Source organism: Streptomyces tricolor (genome assembly GCF_002155905.1).
In the GTDB taxonomy this organism is placed as follows: Bacteria; Actinomycetota; Actinomycetes; order Streptomycetales; family Streptomycetaceae; genus Streptomyces; species Streptomyces tricolor.
In genome coordinates this window covers 1-1,827 of the sequence record NZ_MUMF01001023.1, presented here as the reverse complement: position 1 = coordinate 1,827, position 1,827 = coordinate 1, and the positions used below count along the sequence as shown (strand labels likewise).

The following is a 1,827-nucleotide window of genomic DNA, read 5'->3' as shown; positions in this document are numbered from 1 at the left end:
GCCGCCCCGTAGGACTCCGCCCCCCCTGGCACCGGGCCCGGCCCGCGAGCACCGACCGCCGCCCACCCCGCTGGTGGACCCGGCCCGGCCGGAGCGGGTGGCGGTCGGTGCGCGCGGGCCGGGCCCGGTGCCAGGGGGGGCCGAGTCCTACGGGGCGGCCGGGGCGTGCGGTATGACCACGGACGTGGCCACCACTCCCTCGCGTACGACCCACCGGCCCTCGAAGACCTGGAGCGGGCGGCCGCCGACCGAGGGGCCGGGGACGAGGAGCACGGCGCGCAGGGTGCCGGACTGCTCGCCCTCGGGGTCCGGCCGCAGGGTGATGTCGGCCTCGGAGAAGTCCAGCCACTTGCGGGTGAGCGGGAACCACGCCTTGTAGACGGACTCCTTGGCGCTGAACAGCAGGCGGTCCCAGTGCACGGCGGGGTACCGCGCGGCCAGCTGGTCGAGCCGCGTCAGCTCGGCGGGCAGGAAGACGGAGGGGCCGACGCCCTCGGGGAGCGGCCCGTGCGGTTCGGCGTCGATGCCGAGGGAGACGAGGTCGGCGGCGCGGACCAGGGCGGCGGCGCAGTACCCGTCGCAGTGGGTCATGCTGCCGACCAGCCCGTCCGGCCAGCGCGGAGCGCCGCGCTCACCGCTGAGCACGGGCTGCGGGGGCACGCCGAGCTTCTCCATCGCGCGCCGGGCACAGCCGCGGACGGCGGCGAACTCACGCCGCCGCTTGGCCACCGAGCGCGCGACGAGCGCTTCCTCCGCCGGGTAGAGCGGGGTCTCCCACAGCGGGTCGTCAGCGCGCGCCTCCACGGCCACGACCGACTCCGGGAGCAGCTCCTCGATCACCTGCTTCGACCTCCATCGGCAGGACGCGGCGCAGCCGTCCCGGCGGGTCCGGGCGCTTGCGCCATTCGCGCGGGTATCCGACGGAGACCTCCATGAAGCGGACTCCGTCGTGCCAGGTGGTGCGGGGGATGTGCAGATGGCCGTAGACCATGGTGGCGACCCGGAACCGGCGGTGCCAGTCGGCGGTCAGCGTGGTGCCGCACCACATGGCGAACTCGGGGTGCCACAGCACCTCGGTCGGGTGCCGGTCCAGCGGCCAGTGGCCGGCCAGCACGGTCGGCAGGTCGGCGGGCAGCTCGGCGAGCCTGCGCTCGGTCTCGGCGACCCGCGCCCGGCACCAGGCCTCACGGGTCGGGTACGGGTCGGGGTGCAGCAGGAACTCGTCGTTGCAGATGATGCCCGTGGTCTCCGCGTAGGCCAGGCCCTCCGCCTTGGTGGTGGAGCCGGCCGGCAGGTACGAGTAGTCGTACAGCAGGAAGAGCGGGGCGACGACGACCGGGCCGCCGGGACCGTCCCACACCGGGTAGGGGTCCTCGGGGGTGACGACGCCCAGCTCCCGGCAGACTTCGACCAGGTGCTCGTAGCGGGCGACGCCGCGCAGGGTGACCGGGTCGCTCGGATGGGTCCACAGCTCGTGGTTGCCGGGGGCCCAGATCACCTTGCGGAAGCGGCGCGCGAGCGTGTCCAGGGCCCAGCGGACGTCGGCCACGGTCTCCGCGACGTCACCGGCCACGATCAGCCAGTCGTCGTCGCTCTCCGGACGCATGCCCTCGACCAGGGCGCGGTTGTCCGGGTAACTGATGTGCAGGTCGCTGATGGCCAGCAGCTGTCCGGCCCCGGCCGTCGACTCCACCCGCGCACCCCTTCCGATCACCCGATGACACAACAAGAACACATCGACCGGTCCCCGGACAAGAGCAACCCGTCCCGCGTGTCAGCTTCCGGCCCGCCCGCGCGGGTGCCCCGCCGGGACGGCCGGCCGTCCCG

Annotated in this window: 2 protein-coding genes; both read right to left on the bottom strand. The window is 74.5% G+C overall.

The window, feature by feature from the left end; genetic code table 11:
- Positions 1–147 precede the first annotated feature (147 nt).
- Positions 148–840: a 4'-phosphopantetheinyl transferase family protein gene (locus CCN44_RS42475; RefSeq protein WP_059254463.1), complete on the bottom strand. Its 693-nt coding sequence runs from the start codon at positions 838–840 to the stop codon at positions 148–150.
- Entirely contained in the window at positions 788–1,693 is a 906-nt protein-coding gene (locus CCN44_RS42470; protein ID WP_059254461.1) for a metallophosphoesterase family protein, read from the bottom strand. Before CCN44_RS42470 ends, CCN44_RS42475 begins: the two co-directional genes overlap by 53 nt.
- Between the last annotated feature and the right edge of the window lie 134 nt (positions 1,694–1,827).